This is a genomic window from Ensifer sp. YR511, from assembly GCF_900103045.1.
GTDB classification, from domain to species: domain Bacteria; phylum Pseudomonadota; class Alphaproteobacteria; order Rhizobiales; family Rhizobiaceae; genus Ensifer; species Ensifer adhaerens.
Genome location: NZ_FNGR01000002.1, coordinates 23104 through 36642, shown reverse-complemented (window position 1 = coordinate 36642; position 13539 = coordinate 23104). Strand labels below are relative to the sequence as shown.

The following is a 13539-nucleotide window of genomic DNA, read 5'->3' as shown; positions in this document are numbered from 1 at the left end:
CCGCGCGACCGCTTTCGGCTTAGGCCGAATGCACCAGCTTGCCGGCAACATAGGTTTGCACGACCCGCCCGGTAAAGCGCGCATTTTCAAACGGCGTATTCTTGGAGCGAGAAACGATCGCCTCTTCGTAAAGCACCCAAGGCTCGTCGAGATCGAGGACGGTGATATCGGCCTTGGCGCCGGGTTTCAGCGTACCGGCGTCGAGACCGAAGATCGCCGCCGGCCGCGTCGACATCGCATCGATCAGGCGCATCAGCGGAACCTGGCCGCTGTGATGCAGGCGAAGCGCGGCCGCGGCCAGCGTTTCCAGGCCGATCGCCCCATCGGCAGCATCGGCAAAGGGCAGCCGCTTGGTGTCGACGTCCTGCGGGTCGTGCGAGGAGACGATGATATCGATCGTGCCGTCGGCCAGTGCCTCGGCCATCCCGACGCGGTCGTCCTCGCTGCGCAGCGGCGGCGAAAGCTTGAAGAATGTCCGGTATTCGCCGATGTCGTTCTCATTGAGCGCGAGATTGTTGATCGACACGCCGCAGGTGACGTTGGCGCCACGCTCGCGTGCGGTACGGATCGCGGCGGCCGATTCGGGAACCGAGATCTGGGCGGCGTGATAGGCGGCACGCGTCAGTCCGGCGATGCGCAGGTCGCGCTCGAGCGGAATGATCTCCGCTTCGCGCGGGATCCCGGAAAGGCCGAGCCAGCTTGCAAGCAGGCCCTCGTGCATGACGCCGTTGGCACCGAGATACTTGTCGCGCGTCTCAAGGGAGATGACGGCGCCGAATTCGCGCGCATAGGTCATGGCGCGGCGCAGGACCAGCGTGTCGTGAATCGAGCGACGACCATTGGTGAAGCAGACAGCACCCGCTTCGCGAAGCAGACCGAACTCGGTCATCTCTTCGCCGGCAAGACCCTTGGTCAGCGCTGCGGCCGGGTGTACGTTGACCAGCGCCTTGTCGCGCGCCGTCTTCTTCACATACTCGACGAGCGCGATGTCGTCGATGACAGGGTCGGTCTCCGGCATGGCGATGAAGGTGGTGACGCCGCCGGCAGCGGCGGCCCGCGATGCGGACTCGAAGGTCTCGCGGTGTTCGCTTCCCGGTTCGCCGACAAAGACGCGGGCATCGACGAGGCCCGGAACGGCGGTGAGGCCGGCGCAGTCCTTGACGAAGGCGCCATCCGGCGCGCCCTGGTTCTGGGCATCGGCACCGGCAGCAAGGATAAGGCCGTCGTCGCCGACGATAACAGTGCCGACTTCATCGAGATTGCGCGAGGGATCGACGATGCGAAGGTTCTTCAGAACGAGTGGTCTGGTCATGTGCGCGGCCCCTGGTTCTGCGAGAGAAGCAGCGTTTCCATAACCGCCATGCGCACGGCAACGCCCATCTCGACCTGCTGTTCGATCACGCTCTGCGGCCCGTCGGCGATTTCCGAGGCGATCTCGACGCCGCGGTTCATCGGCCCGGGATGCATGACAAGCGCATCCGCCTTGGCTGCCTTCAGCTTTTCCGCATCGAGCCCGTAGTAGTGGAAGTATTCGCGTACAGACGGCACGAAGGACCCGGCCATGCGCTCGCGCTGCAGGCGCAGCATCATGACGACATCGGCATCCTTCAGGCCCTCGGCCATCGAGTGGTAGACTTCGACGCCCATTTCGGCGATCCCGGAGGGAAGCAGCGTCGCCGGTGCGACGACCCGAACCCGTGCGCCCATCTGGTTCAGGAGCAGGACGTTGGAGCGCGCAACGCGCGAGTGAAGCACGTCGCCGCAGATCGCCACGATGATGCGCGAGAGCTTGCCCTTGGCGCGGCGGATCGTCAGCGCGTCGAGCAGCGCCTGCGTTGGGTGCTCGTGCTGGCCGTCGCCCGCATTGACGACGGAGCAGGAGACCTTTTGTGCGAGAAGGGCTGCGGCACCGGCCGAGGAGTGACGCACGACCAGCACGTCCGGGTGCATGGCGTTCAGCGTCATCGCCGTGTCGATCAACGTCTCGCCTTTCTTCACCGAGGAATTGCCGACCGACATGTTCATCACGTCGGCGCCAAGGCGTTTGCCGGCAAGCTCGAAGGAAGATTGCGTGCGGGTCGAGGCCTCGAAGAAGAGGTTGATCTGCGTCAGACCCCGAAGCGTGGACGTCTTCTTTTCTCTTTGACGGGAGATTTGGACGGCTTCATCGGCGCGATCGAGCAGATAGGTGATATCCTGCTCCGTGAGCCCCTTGATGCCGAGCAGGTGGCGATGCGGGAAAGTGATCATGGGCCGCCCTTGCGCTCTGGAAATGTGGTCGCTCTATAAGACCTGGTCCCCGGCACGGCAAGGCTTGCGCGGTTCAGTCCGCAGAAAACTTGCAACGGCGATCCTATCTTTTCTTCGCCCCGTTCCGTGGTCGAGAAACTTGCGCTAGAACCGGCCCATGAATCAGATGAACCGGACTGAACAGAAACTCGCCGAGCTCAACCAGCCCAAGCCCTGGTCCGGTGTCAACGCCTATCGCTCCGATCCGCTGGTGGTCGACATCACATCGGGCATGAGCAAGACGCTGCGCGATGAGTTCGACGTGCTCGGCCGCTACGTCACCTCGCCGGAGGCCCAGGAACTGGCGCGCATGGCGAACGAAGGTCCGCCGAAGCTGAAGACCCACGGGCCGCGCGGCGAGCGTCTCGATGTCGTCGAGTTCCACCCGGCCTGGCATGCGCTGATGCGCCGCTCGATGTCCTCGGGCCTGCACGCGTCCGCGTGGGAAAATCTGCCGGACGAGCGCAACCAGTCGCACAAGACGCGGGCGATCCGCTTCTATCTGACGGCGCAGCTCGAATGCGGTCATCTCTGCCCGCTGACGATGACCAGTGCATCGCTTGCAGCGATCACTGCGTCGCCGGCGGTGCAGAAGGAGTGGGCGCCGAAGATCCTGTCGCGAAAGTACGATTCCACCAACCGTCCGTGGATGCAGAAGTCGGCCGTCACCGTCGGCATGGGCATGACCGAGAAGCAGGGCGGCACCGACGTGCGCGCCAACACCTCGACGGCCGAACGGGTGGGCGAGGGCATCTATCGGCTGAATGGTCATAAGTGGTTCATGTCGGCCCCGATGAGCGACGCTTTCGTCATGCTGGCGCAGACCCGCGAAGGGCTTGCCTGCTTCCTGGTGCCGAGGCTCCTGGAAGACGGCAGCGCCAACGGCTTGCGGTTCCAGCGGCTGAAGGACAAGCTCGGCAACCGCTCCAATGCGTCTTCCGAGGTCGAGTTCTCAGACACGTTCGGCTTCATCCTCGGCGCGCCGGATGCCGGCCTCCGCACGATCCTCGACATGGTGACGCTGACGCGGCTCGACTGCGCGCTCGCTTCCGCCGGCATGATGCGCGCTTCGCTTGCCGAAGCCGTACATCATACGCGCGGCCGCAAGGTTTTCGGCAAGCCGCTCGTCAGCCAGCCGATGATGACGCGCGTGCTCGCCGACATGGCGCTCGACGTTGCCGCGGCAAGCGCACTTTCGTTCCGCCTGGCCGAAGCCTTCGACAAGGCGCGCAGCAGCGTGGAAGACGCGGCTTACGCGCGGATCATGACGCCGGTTGCGAAATACTGGGCCTGCAAGATCGCGCCGGCTCTGATCTATGAGGCGATGGAGTGCCTCGGCGGCAACGGCTATGTGGAAGAGCGTGCACTGGCGCGCCACTACCGCGAAGCGCCTGTGAATGCCATCTGGGAAGGCTCCGGCAACGTCATGGCGCTGGATGTGCTGCGGGTTCTCGCCAAGGGCAAGGATCTGTTCGAGCAGCTCTTCGTCGTGCTGGCCCGCGATCTCGGCCCGTCCGGTCGCAAGACGATCGACGTGCTGCGCGCGGCCATGTCGCTGTGCGAGCGTGATGAGGGTGCGGCCCGCATGCTGGTCGAGCAACTGGCGCTCGCCGCCGCTGCCGCCGAGCTCTACCGTCTCGGTGCCGGTCGCATTGCCGATGCCTTCCTCGAATCGCGCCTGGCTGCCGGGTGGCGCTCGACCTACGGCATGCTCGATTCGCGCTTCGATTCCGCCTACATCCTGGACCTTCTCTATCCCCCTGCGGCCTGAGTCGCAGGACGTCCGGCGTAAGCCGTCAGGCCGCTGCGGCATAGGCCGTCAGCCCCCTGCGGCGTAAGCCGTCAGCCAGAGCACGAGCGGTATCGTGAAGAACGAAACGACCGTCTGGACGGTCGCGACCGCCGCATAGAGTTCGGCGTCGCCATCCATCTGCTTGGCCAGTAGATAGCCGTTCATCGCGGTCGGCACGGCCGCGCCGAGCGCGATGACCAGCAGAGCATCGCCGCGAATGCCGAGCAGGTAGCTCGCGCTCACCATGAAGACCGGCATCACGATCAGCTTGAGGAAGACCGCGAGCAACGCCGTCCTGCTGGGCTTCAGCGCATCGGATGCCCGCAGGCCCGCACCGACCATCACCAGGCCGAGGCTGAGCGAGGCGCTTGCCAGCATATCGATCGTGGCCATCACTGGGCCGTAGATCTTCAATCCGATCATGTTGACGAGAATACCGAGCACCGAGGCGACGATCAGCGGATTGGAGACGATCTTGGCGAAGAAGCGGCGGAAGTCGCGATTGCCACCGCCGAACCAGACGAGAACACCGATATTGTAGAGATTGATCGGGATGATCACGAGCGTCATCACCAGGGCGGTCAGTGTCAGGCCGATCGGGCCATAGAGTTTCTGCGCGATCGCCAGCGCCATGAACCCATTCCAGCGTGTCGCCGTCTGGAAGACCGAGGTGAAGGATGCACCTGATACCTGGCGGTTCCGCAGCATCGGCCACAACAGCAGCACGAAGACCGACATCAAACTGACGCTTCCGATCGTAGCTATAGCTGTCGCATCGGCCTTCAATCCGGCAAAATCGGCCTGGGCGAGCGTCGAAAACAACAGCGACGGGAAAAGGATGAAGTAGCCGAACTGCTCGAGCCCGAGCCAAAGACCCTGATCGATCAAGGTCGAACGCTTGAGCCAGGCGCCAAGCAGGACCAGCAGGAAGACGGGAAGAATGCTTTCAAAGACGACGGTCATGGGGGAGGGCCTGCGTGCGGGACGTCTATCGCTACCTCAAATCATCGCCGACCGGAATGCGCTGGTGGCACGAGGCGGCGATCAAACGGGAGTGTCCCGCCTTCAAGGATCCGCGACCGGACTGCCCTGTGAAAATTAACCTTAACAAATGGTTTACGTTGCGCGGGTCGCCGCAAGGGCGGAGATTGATCCGGAATTTTAATGGATTCCGGAATGGAGCGGTTCGGTGAGAACTGGTCTTATGATCATCATGATGATGTTTTTTGCCGGACTGGCGCTAGATATCGCAGTTCCGGCTATGGTTCTTGTGGCCGTCGTGCTGGCTGACCGCGCGATTTACCCGGTTGTCTTTCGGCAGATCTCGGAAAGGGGAGCCGCATGAAGTGGTTTCTGATCCTTTGGGGCGGGCCGATCCTGCTGCTGGGCTCCTGGTACGGCCTGTCGTACTACGACATGAGCTTCGGCTTCTTTATGCTGACGCGCCAAACCCATGATCTGGTGTTCCAGATCTACGGAAACGTCCTCGGCATCCCGCCGGAAACCATTCCGCCGCTCGTAGCCCGCGCGATCGTCGTCGACAGCCTGATCGTTTTCGCCATCATCGGCTTTCGCAAGCGCCGCCAGATCGCCGCCTGGTATCGTCGCCGCTTCGGTGCCGCGGCCCCTCAGTCCGAGAGGCCGTCTCTTGCCAGCGACGCCAGCCTGTCGAGCGCGCCCTGAAGAATGAACGAGGCCGCGGCCGAATCGATGCGTTCGGCCCGCTTGCGTCGTGACACGTCCATCTCGATCAGCACCCGCTCGGCCGCTACGGTCGAAAGCCGTTCATCCCAGAAGACGAAGGGCAGGGGCGTTTTCTGTTCCATGTTGCGCACGAAGGCGCGGGTCGCCTGACAGCGCGGCCCCTCGCTGCCGTCCATATTGACGGGCAGGCCGATGACGAAGGCCGCGATCTTTTCTTTCGTCGCTGCCGACAGCAGCGCCTCCGCGTCCACGCCGAACTTGACCCGACGGATCACCTCGCGCGGGGTCGCAAAGCGGCGACCGAGATCGGAGACCGAGAGACCGATCGTTTTCGTGCCGAGGTCGAGGCCTGCAATGGCCTGGTTCGGCTGTAGCTGGGCTGCGAGTTCTTCGATAGTGAGAATTGCCATGGGATTGTCGATTCGATCTTTGCGCGGAGAGTTGTCTGATCCATATGCTGTTGCGACAGACAAATCATCAGGGAGATCGTCATGAAGATCAAATGGCTCGGCCATGCCGCCTTTCACATCGAAACGGCAAAGTCCAAAATCCTGATCGACCCCTTCTTTACCGGCAATCCGGCGTTCCGCGACGAGGAGCGCCGGGACGCGACCGCCGGGCTCACCCACATTCTCCTGACCCATGGTCACGGCGACCATGTCGGCGATACCATTGCGATCGCCAAGGAGACGGGCGCGACGGTCGTTGCCAATGCCGACCTTGCCGCCTGGCTCGGCCGGCATGGCGTCAAGGCGCTGGAAATGGGGAACACCGGCGGCACGATCAATCTCGGTAGTTTCTCGACGACCTTCGTCAACGCGCTGCATTCGTCGGCGCAGCTGACCGAGGACGGCGTCTCGCACTCGCTCGGCAATGCCAACGGCCTGGTGCTGCATTTCGAGGACGAGCCGACGCTCTATCACATGGGTGATACGGACATCTTCTCCGACATGACGCTGATCAACGAGCTGCATCAGCCGGAGATCGGCATCGTGCCGATCGGCGATCGTTTCACCATGGGCGGGGCGGTTGCGGCCCTGGCCTGCCAGCGCTTCTTCAAGTTCTCGACAGCCATCCCCTGCCATTACGGCTCGTTCCCGATCATCGACCAGACCCCGGAAACCTTCGTTGCCGGCATGGAAAGCGCGTCGACCAAGGTGGCGACGCCGCACGTCGGCGGCGTCGTCGAGATCTGATGTTGCGCCGGGCCTTTTGACGAGAGGCCCGGTCCTCCGGCAATTCCCCCGTTGCGTGGCTCGCCCTGCGCCATTATAGCGGGGGAAGTTCCAGTTACCGGAGACGATCATGTCCGTAGACCTTGCCACCGTGAAGCGCGTCGCGCGCCTTGCCCGTATCGCCGTCAGCGAAGAAGAAGCCGAACGGATGATGGGTGAGCTCAATGGCATCCTCGGTTTCGTCGAGCAGCTCTCCGAAGTGAATGTCGATGGCGTCGAGCCGATGACCTCGGTCACGCCGATGGATATGAAGAAGCGGACGGACACGGTATCGGACGGCAACAAGGCCGACGACATCGTTGCCAATGCGCCGAATTCCGATCGCAATTTCTTCCTCGTTCCGAAGGTGGTCGAGTAATCTCCCGCCAGCCGCCCCGACGTTTCTGATTGCGAAAGCCAGATTTTACCATGACCGACCTTACCAGCCTGACGATTGCCGAAGCCCGCAGCAAGCTCGCCGCGAAGGACATCACCGCCGTCGAACTGACCGACGCCTATCTCGGCGCGATCGATGCCGCCAATGAGGCGATCAACGCCTACATCGCCGTCACGCCCGAAAAGGCACGAGAGATGGCCAAGGTTTCGGATGCGCGTATCGCCGCCGGCAAGGCCGGTGCGCTCGAAGGCATCCCGCTCGGCATCAAGGACCTCTTCGCCACCGAAGGCGTGCACACCCAGGCCTGCAGCCACATCCTCGACGGTTTCGCGCCGCGCTACGAATCGACCGTGACCCAGAACCTCTGGAACGACGGCGCCGTCATGCTCGGCAAGCTGAACATGGACGAGTTCGCCATGGGCTCGTCGAACGAGACCTCCTACTACGGCGCGGTCAAGAACCCGTGGCGCGCCAAGGGCTCCAATCTGGATCTCGTGCCGGGTGGCTCCTCCGGTGGTTCCGCCGCAGCCGTTGCCGCGCATCTCTGCGCCGGCGCGACCGCCACCGATACCGGCGGCTCCATCCGCCAGCCGGCAGCCTTCACCGGCACCGTCGGCATCAAGCCGACCTATGGTCGCTGCTCGCGCTGGGGCACCGTCGCTTTCGCCTCGTCGCTCGACCAGGCAGGCCCGATCGCCCGTGACGTGCGCGATGCCGCGATCCTCCTGAAGTCGATGGCAAGCGTCGACACCAAGGACACGACCTCGGTCGATCTGCCGGTGCCGGATTACGAAGCCGCGATCGGCAAGTCGATCAAGGGCATGAAGATCGGCATTCCGCGTGAATACCGCGTCGATGGCATGCCGGAAGAGATCGAAGCGCTCTGGCAGCAGGGAATTGCCTGGCTGAAGGAAGCCGGTGCCGAGATCGTCGACATCACCCTGCCGCACACGAAATACGCGCTGCCGGCCTACTACATCGTCGCTCCGGCCGAGGCCTCCTCGAACCTTGCCCGCTATGACGGCGTTCGCTACGGCCTGCGCGTCGACGGCAAGGACATCGTCGACATGTACGAAAAGACGCGCGCCGCCGGCTTCGGTCACGAAGTCAAGCGCCGCATCATGATCGGCACCTACGTGCTTTCGGCCGGCTACTACGATGCCTACTATCTGCAGGCGCAGAAGGTGCGCACGCTGATCAAGCGCGACTTCGAACTGGCGTTCCATGCCGGCGTTGACGCCATCCTGACGCCGGCGACGCCGTCGTCTGCCTTCGGCATCGCCGACGAGGACCTGGCATCCGATCCGGTCAAGATGTACCTCAACGACATCTTCACGGTAACGGTGAACATGGCCGGCCTTCCCGGTATCGCCGTTCCCGGCGGTCTCGACCACAAGGGCCTGCCGCTTGGCCTGCAGCTGATCGGCAAGCCGTTCGAGGAAGAAACGCTGTTCAAGACCGCGCATGTGATCGAACAGGCGGCCGGCCGCTTCACACCCACCAAGTGGTGGTAAACTCTTGAGGGGCGGTACCGACGAGGTACCGCCCTTTCTTCTTCGGTTGCATCGCGGAAGGAGACCGCGTCATGCCCGTCATCCGCCATGCCCGCGCCGGCGACGTCGACCGGCTGGCCGAAATCGGCCTTAGATCCTGGCAGTCGGCAATTGCGGGCCTCGCCGATGGCGAAAAGATGCGGCGCGTGGCCGAGGCCGCATTTCTCCGTTTTCTGTTCGATCACTGGCTTTCCGTTTTGCTCGTCGAAGGCGAGGGCGCCATCTGCGGTTGGGTGGCGTGCGAGAACTTCGACAATGCGATCTCCGATCTGTGGATCGAGCCGCAGCTCCAGGGCAGGGGCTTCGGCGGGCTGCTGCTTGCTGAGATCGAGCGTCGTATTGCTGCGGACGGATTCGACGCGGCCACCACCAAGACGCACGCGCGCAACGACCGCGCCGTGCGCTTCTTCCGCAATCACGGCTATGGCGTGAGTTGGCTGTCGACCGCCTATGCGCCGCAACTCGACAGCGACGTTGCCTTCATCGGTCTGAGCAAATCTCTGGAGCAAAGCCCGGATCATTGACACCCCGCCACCTCATGCATGGCAGCCACGCGCAAAGCCGGCTGGCCTATTCACACCGCATTCATTAGGCCCATGAAATATTATGGGGTATGACGTGGTGGTGGGGCACCGCAAGGGGGGCGCTTGTTGCAGATGCTGGATAAAACGGTTCCGCGACCGTTGGTTCTGAGACCTTTCCACCATTCGTTTTGGCTTGCCGGCCTGTGCGTGATCGTCTTCACCGCCTGCGTGCTCGGCATCTTGAGTCGCCCGGTCGGCATGCTGGCTTCGATCTGGCCGGCAAATGCGATCCTGCTCGGTCTGCTGATCAGAAAACCGTCGCTCGCCAGCCCGGCTGGATGGCTGACGGCGGCATTGGCCTACGTTCTTGCGGACCTGGTGACCGGCGCGGATCTCTATGAAGCTGCGGCGCTGAATGCGGCCAACATGGTCGGCGTCGTCATCGGCTTCCTGCTCTATCGCCGCTTTTCGCCGGAGCATCGGCACCTGCGCCGGGCGCGCTCGGTCCTTTACATGTTCGCTGCCTCCTCCCTGGCGGCGATGGGCGCCTCGCTCGTCGGAGCGGTCGCGGTTCACCTGTCCTTCGGCAAACCCGTCGCGGACGCATTCGTCGCCTGGCTCACCACCGAGCTGGTCAATTATGTGGTTCTGCTCCCGGTTTTCCTGGCAGCGCCGCTTCCTGAAGACGGTTTGCGATCCCGTGCCACGAGAATGACGGTTTCAACGGCCTCTGCTTCTGCAACCGTCTGGCCGTTCGTCTCCCTGGTCTTGTCCTGCGCTGCGGCGCTCGTCATCGGCGGCCCAGGCGCTTTCGCTTTCCCGGTGCCGGCACTCTTGTGGTGCGCGCTCAGCTATGGCTTGTTCCCGGTGACGATCCTGACGGCGATCGTCTGTGTGTTGACGCAGATTGCCGTTGCCTCCGGCGCCCTGCATCTCGGCGTCAGCGGCGTGGCCGAGGAGACGCTCACCTCCACCCGGCTGGGGACGACCCTTCTTGCGCTCTGCCCGCTGGCGGTCGCCAGCGTCGATGCCGCACGACGGGCGCTGATCGGGCGCCTGTCCCATGCGGTCGATTATGATTTTCTGACCCAGTGCCTGGCGCGCGCGACCTTCATGGCGCGCGCGGCCGCGCTGATCGCAGCGCCGGTCGCCCGAAAAGGCGGGACGGTGGTGATGATGCTCGACATCGACCGCTTCAAGGCGATCAATGACACCTATGGTCACGCCGTGGGCGATCAGGTGCTGGTCTCGGTCGCAGGCGCCGTTCGCGGGACGCTGCGTTTTGAGGATCTCGTCGGTCGGCTTGGCGGAGAAGAGTTTGCCGTTGTGCTGGTTCGGCAATCCCCGACTGATGCGCTCAAGGTCGCCGAGCGACTGCTCGAGGCCGTGCGCGCGCTCCATATCGACCTGGAGCAGGGCGGAAGGATCGACGTCACCATCAGCATCGGCGCTGCCGAAGTCATGACCCGCGACACCGGTCTCGACGGCTTGCTGCTTGCGGCCGACCGCGCGCTCTACCAGGCGAAGGCTGCGGGCCGCGACCGCGTGCAATGCGCTGCCCCGTCGAGCGCTCACGCAACGTAAGTCGCTTTCCGTAAAGTAAAGTACGCATCTGACGATACCGGGCATGCTGGCATGCCCGGTATCGTTCGTATTCGCCGCTAGCGGTTGTTAAGTTCGGAGCGCACGAGCTGCAGCCCGCGTTCCGTGATGCGGTAGGGTTTTCCGCCGGACGATGAGATCGCCTTCTTCCGCTTCAATTTGCGGAAAAGTTCGAGGTCGAAGCCGGGATAGACCCAGCCGTCACGGGTGAAGCACCGGATTTCGGTGATCGCCTTGTCGTCGCGGGTGATTTCGATGCGGCCGCCCTGGGCCAAATGATGAAGAATGCGCTGTTCTGCGCGCGAGATGTCCATTGTCCGAATGTTCCGGAATCGCGTTCGTTTGAACGCAGGAAAACGTTCCGCAAATTACTGAAGATGCGGGGTGACGTTTCCGGCCCGTGCGCGCAATCAAAGCGGATTACGCGGACGGGCTTTACCGGGACTCAGGCGAAGAACGGAACATAAAAACTCCAATAGAACGGTGCCTTCCTAAAAGGCCGTCGTTCGCGCGTCAAGGTGTCATTGCAACGCCAGGGTGCCAATGGCCGCCAGCGCCACTTGCAAGACGATGATCAACGCGAGGCGCGTGCGAAAGGGTTCCTTACGCGTCTTGTGTCGGAAGATATGGCGCGCCGTCATCGCTCCCGGGCTGCCGCCGAAAAAGGCGAGAGTGAGCAGGGTCCGCTCGCTGATCCGCCGTCGGCCGGAGCGCGCCGCTCGCTTGTCGTACCAGAACAGCCCGAAGGCCGCCAAGTTGACGAGAATTGCGAACGAGAGCAGGGCAGGGCCGATGGACATGAGCGAAGTCTTGCCGATAGGCGCTAAACGGTGGTTAAGAGAGGCTCGCCGTCCGCATGAGATTGCATATGGCGCTTCTGATCCAGCCGAACAACTTGCACCGGCGGACCAATTGTTCTACCGAGAAACCAAGAATTCAGGCTTCAAAGAAGAGCATGATATGAGCATTGTCGACGTCCGCACCCCCGATCCGAAACGCTTCATCCCCGGCGCCACTGGCGACTGGGAAGTCATCATCGGCATGGAAGTCCATGCCCAGGTGCTTTCCAATTCGAAGCTGTTCTCGGGCGCATCGACGGAGTTCGGCAATGCGCCGAATGCGAACGTCTCGCTGGTCGATGCCGCTATGCCCGGCATGCTGCCCGTGATCAACGAGGAATGCGTGAAGCAGGCGGTGCGCACCGGTCTCGGCCTCAAGGCCGCGATCAACAATCGCTCGATCTTCGACCGCAAGAACTATTTCTATCCGGACCTGCCGCAGGGCTATCAGATCTCGCAGTTCAAGGATCCGATCGTCGGCGAGGGCAAGATCATCATTTCGGTCGGCCCGGATCGTCAGGGCCAGTTCGAGGATGTCGAGATCGGCATCGAGCGCCTGCATCTGGAACAGGATGCCGGCAAGTCGATGCACGACCAGCATCCGTCGATGTCCTATGTCGACCTCAACCGCTCGGGCGTGGCGCTGATGGAGATCGTCTCCAAGCCGGACATGCGCTCGTCGGATGAGGCCAAGGCCTACATGACGAAGCTGCGCTCGATCGTGCGCTATCTCGGCACGTGCGACGGCAACATGGACGAAGGCTCGATGCGCGCCGACGTCAACGTTTCCGTGCGTCGTCCGGGCGAGGGTTTCGGCACGCGCTGCGAAATCAAGAACGTCAACTCGATCCGCTTCATCGGCCAGGCGATCGAATACGAAGCACGCCGCCAGATCGGCATTCTTGAGGACGGTGGCAGCATCGACCAGGAGACCCGCCTGTTCGACCCGAACAAGGGCGAGACCCGCTCGATGCGCTCCAAGGAAGACGCGCACGACTACCGCTACTTCCCGGATCCGGACCTGCTGCCGCTGGAGTTCGACGATGCTTTCGTCGAGGCGCTGAAGGCCGACCTGCCGGAACTGCCCGACGACAAGAAGGAGCGCTTCGTGCGCGACCTCGGCCTCTCGGTCTATGACGCCTCGGTGCTCGTCTCCGAAAAGTCGATCGCCGATTATTTCGAGGCGGTTGCCGAAGGGCGCGACGGCAAGATTGCCGCCAACTGGGTCATCAACGACCTGCTCGGTGCCTTGAACAAAGCCGGCAAAGCCATTGAAGAGACTCCGGTTTCCCCGGCACAGCTCGGCGGCATCATCGATCTCATCAAGGCCGAGACCATCTCCGGCAAGATCGCCAAGGACCTCTTCGAGATCGTCTGGAACGAGGGCGGCGACCCGGCCGAGATCGTTGAAGCGCGCGGCATGAAGCAGGTGACCGACACCGGCGCCATCGAGAAGGCCGTCGACGAGATCATCGCCGCCAACCCGGATCAGGTCGCCAAGGTGCAGGCCAAGCCTTCGCTCGCCGGCTGGTTCGTCGGCCAAGTGATGAAGGCGACCGGCGGCAAGGCCAACCCGCAGGCCGTACAGGCGCTCGTCAAGGCCAAGCTCGGCATCGAGGAATAAC

15 protein-coding genes are annotated in these 13539 nt (G+C 63.0%); 9 read left to right on the top strand and 6 right to left on the bottom strand.

The features are described from left to right. Window positions 1-19: 19 nt before the first annotated feature. On the bottom strand, window positions 20-1312 hold the full coding sequence (locus tag BLU15_RS04690; protein WP_090294505.1) for a dihydroorotase: 1293 nt from the start codon (window positions 1310-1312) through the stop codon (window positions 20-22). After that, window positions 1309-2250, bottom strand: coding sequence for an aspartate carbamoyltransferase catalytic subunit (locus BLU15_RS04685; protein WP_090294503.1), 942 nt, complete (start codon window positions 2248-2250; stop codon window positions 1309-1311). Before BLU15_RS04685 ends, BLU15_RS04690 begins: the two co-directional genes overlap by 4 nt. Window positions 2251-2407: 157 nt before the next feature. Between BLU15_RS04685 and BLU15_RS04680 the strand changes: the two genes are divergently transcribed. Continuing rightward, entirely contained in the window at window positions 2408-4060 is a 1653-nt protein-coding gene (locus tag BLU15_RS04680; protein ID WP_060583555.1) for an acyl-CoA dehydrogenase family protein, read from the top strand. A 48-nt stretch (window positions 4061-4108) separates the two neighbouring features. Here BLU15_RS04680 and BLU15_RS04675 read toward each other — a convergent pair whose 3' ends face one another. Beyond that, complete coding sequence (locus BLU15_RS04675; protein ID WP_060583557.1) at window positions 4109-5044, bottom strand: AEC family transporter; 936 nt, start codon at window positions 5042-5044, stop codon at window positions 4109-4111. Between the two features lie 241 nt (window positions 5045-5285). Between BLU15_RS04675 and BLU15_RS39445 the strand changes: the two genes are divergently transcribed. Beyond that, the gene (locus tag BLU15_RS39445) at window positions 5286-5426 is read left to right on the top strand and encodes a hypothetical protein (RefSeq protein WP_089045732.1); all 141 of its coding nucleotides are present in this window, start codon (window positions 5286-5288) and stop codon (window positions 5424-5426) included. Continuing rightward, the gene (locus BLU15_RS04665) at window positions 5423-5764 is read left to right on the top strand and encodes a DUF6105 family protein (RefSeq protein WP_060522216.1); all 342 of its coding nucleotides are present in this window, start codon (window positions 5423-5425) and stop codon (window positions 5762-5764) included. Before BLU15_RS39445 ends, BLU15_RS04665 begins: the two co-directional genes overlap by 4 nt. Here BLU15_RS04665 and ruvX read toward each other — a convergent pair. Beyond that, window positions 5710-6195, bottom strand: a complete 486-nt coding sequence (ruvX, locus tag BLU15_RS04660; RefSeq protein ID WP_090294502.1) for a Holliday junction resolvase RuvX — start codon at window positions 6193-6195, stop codon at window positions 5710-5712. The two genes, BLU15_RS04665 and ruvX, sit on opposite strands and share 55 nt — an antisense overlap. An 81-nt stretch (window positions 6196-6276) precedes the next feature. Here ruvX and BLU15_RS04655 point away from each other — a divergent pair, with 81 nt between their 5' ends. The 5 genes from BLU15_RS04655 to BLU15_RS04635 all read left to right on the top strand — a co-directional run bounded on the left by BLU15_RS04655 (window position 6277) and on the right by BLU15_RS04635 (window position 11057). Further along, the gene (locus tag BLU15_RS04655) at window positions 6277-6981 is read left to right on the top strand and encodes a metal-dependent hydrolase (protein ID WP_090294500.1); all 705 of its coding nucleotides are present in this window, start codon (window positions 6277-6279) and stop codon (window positions 6979-6981) included. Between the two features lie 109 nt (window positions 6982-7090). Further along, window positions 7091-7378, top strand: coding sequence for an Asp-tRNA(Asn)/Glu-tRNA(Gln) amidotransferase subunit GatC (gene gatC / locus BLU15_RS04650; protein ID WP_034795408.1), 288 nt, complete (start codon window positions 7091-7093; stop codon window positions 7376-7378). Between the two features lie 50 nt (window positions 7379-7428). After that, complete coding sequence (gene gatA / locus BLU15_RS04645) at window positions 7429-8910, top strand: Asp-tRNA(Asn)/Glu-tRNA(Gln) amidotransferase subunit GatA (RefSeq protein WP_034795412.1); 1482 nt, start codon at window positions 7429-7431, stop codon at window positions 8908-8910. 71 nt (window positions 8911-8981) lie between these two features. Then, window positions 8982-9473, top strand: a complete 492-nt coding sequence (locus tag BLU15_RS04640) for a GNAT family N-acetyltransferase (RefSeq protein WP_060522219.1) — start codon at window positions 8982-8984, stop codon at window positions 9471-9473. 132 nt (window positions 9474-9605) lie between these two features. Next, window positions 9606-11057 carry a GGDEF domain-containing protein gene (locus tag BLU15_RS04635; RefSeq protein WP_090294499.1) on the top strand — a complete coding sequence of 484 codons (1452 nt, stop codon included), beginning with the start codon at window positions 9606-9608 and terminating at the stop codon, window positions 11055-11057. Window positions 11058-11134: 77 nt separating this feature from the next. On the opposite strand, the gene BLU15_RS04630 is transcribed toward BLU15_RS04635, so the two are convergent. Both BLU15_RS04630 and BLU15_RS04625 read right to left on the bottom strand, forming a co-directional pair. Beyond that, a complete protein-coding gene (locus BLU15_RS04630) occupies window positions 11135-11389 on the bottom strand; it encodes a YjhX family toxin (RefSeq protein ID WP_034795416.1) in 255 nt (84 codons plus the stop codon). A gap of 207 nt (window positions 11390-11596) precedes the next feature. Further along, on the bottom strand, window positions 11597-11875 hold the full coding sequence (locus BLU15_RS04625; protein WP_090294497.1) for a DUF1294 domain-containing protein: 279 nt from the start codon (window positions 11873-11875) through the stop codon (window positions 11597-11599). Between the two features lie 160 nt (window positions 11876-12035). On the opposite strand from BLU15_RS04625, the gene gatB reads away from it, so the two are divergent. Next, window positions 12036-13538: an Asp-tRNA(Asn)/Glu-tRNA(Gln) amidotransferase subunit GatB gene (gene gatB / locus BLU15_RS04620; protein ID WP_034795650.1), complete on the top strand. Its 1503-nt coding sequence runs from the start codon at window positions 12036-12038 to the stop codon at window positions 13536-13538. Window position 13539 lies beyond the last annotated feature (1 nt).

Bases quoted from the DNA above. Each gene is read 5' to 3' on its own strand.
- BLU15_RS04690 (WP_090294505.1), bottom strand. From the start codon at position 1,312: ATGACCAGACCACTCGTTCTGAAGAACCTTCGCATCGTCGATCCCTCG.
- BLU15_RS04685 (WP_090294503.1), bottom strand. From the start codon at position 2,250: ATGATCACTTTCCCGCATCGCCACCTGCTCGGCATCAAGGGGCTCACG.
- BLU15_RS04680 (WP_060583555.1), top strand. From the start codon at position 2,408: ATGAATCAGATGAACCGGACTGAACAGAAACTCGCCGAGCTCAACCAG.
- BLU15_RS04675 (WP_060583557.1), bottom strand. From the start codon at position 5,044: ATGACCGTCGTCTTTGAAAGCATTCTTCCCGTCTTCCTGCTGGTCCTG.
- BLU15_RS39445 (WP_089045732.1), top strand. From the start codon at position 5,286: ATGATCATCATGATGATGTTTTTTGCCGGACTGGCGCTAGATATCGCA.
- BLU15_RS04665 (WP_060522216.1), top strand. From the start codon at position 5,423: ATGAAGTGGTTTCTGATCCTTTGGGGCGGGCCGATCCTGCTGCTGGGC.
- ruvX (WP_090294502.1), bottom strand. From the start codon at position 6,195: ATGGCAATTCTCACTATCGAAGAACTCGCAGCCCAGCTACAGCCGAAC.
- BLU15_RS04655 (WP_090294500.1), top strand. From the start codon at position 6,277: ATGAAGATCAAATGGCTCGGCCATGCCGCCTTTCACATCGAAACGGCA.
- gatC (WP_034795408.1), top strand. From the start codon at position 7,091: ATGTCCGTAGACCTTGCCACCGTGAAGCGCGTCGCGCGCCTTGCCCGT.
- gatA (WP_034795412.1), top strand. From the start codon at position 7,429: ATGACCGACCTTACCAGCCTGACGATTGCCGAAGCCCGCAGCAAGCTC.
- BLU15_RS04640 (WP_060522219.1), top strand. From the start codon at position 8,982: ATGCCCGTCATCCGCCATGCCCGCGCCGGCGACGTCGACCGGCTGGCC.
- BLU15_RS04635 (WP_090294499.1), top strand. From the start codon at position 9,606: ATGCTGGATAAAACGGTTCCGCGACCGTTGGTTCTGAGACCTTTCCAC.
- BLU15_RS04630 (WP_034795416.1), bottom strand. From the start codon at position 11,389: ATGGACATCTCGCGCGCAGAACAGCGCATTCTTCATCATTTGGCCCAG.
- BLU15_RS04625 (WP_090294497.1), bottom strand. From the start codon at position 11,875: ATGTCCATCGGCCCTGCCCTGCTCTCGTTCGCAATTCTCGTCAACTTG.
- gatB (WP_034795650.1), top strand. From the start codon at position 12,036: ATGAGCATTGTCGACGTCCGCACCCCCGATCCGAAACGCTTCATCCCC.